Source organism: Rahnella sp. PAMC25617 (assembly GCF_050606005.1).
Taxonomy (GTDB): Bacteria; Pseudomonadota; Gammaproteobacteria; order Enterobacterales; family Enterobacteriaceae; genus Rahnella; species Rahnella variigena.
The window spans coordinates 1-339 of the sequence record NZ_JBOCUM010000045.1; the positions used below are offsets into that span (position 1 = coordinate 1).

Here is a 339-nt window from a genome sequence, read left to right on the forward strand (position 1 = left end):
CCGCATGACATTTCGCGCTGTCTTGCTGATCCCACCGAGCTGGAAAAATCCATGAATGACACCCAGATAGCGCTGAGCAGTACATTCAACACCCTGCTCAGTCAGCCGGGAGTACAGCGCCTCGCCTTCGTCACATAACGGATCGTATTCCGCCGTGATGATGTGAACCGGCGGCAATCCGGCAAAGTCATCGCGCCACAAAGGACTGGCTTCAGAATGCATGAAGTCAGTCTGCGGGAAGACGGACGGCCAGCAGCGATGAAGTCGTTAACCAGCTCAGCAATTGCGGATTCCAGTGCCATGATGATCTCTTCCTGATTGTGGGGATTTAAGCGCGAA

The 339-nt window shown here is 54.3% G+C and carries 1 pseudogene; it reads right to left on the bottom strand.

The features are described from left to right. Window positions 1-249: pseudogene (locus ACM615_RS23855) on the bottom strand (alpha/beta hydrolase fold domain-containing protein); the annotation flags it as partial. Window positions 250-339 lie beyond the last annotated feature (90 nt).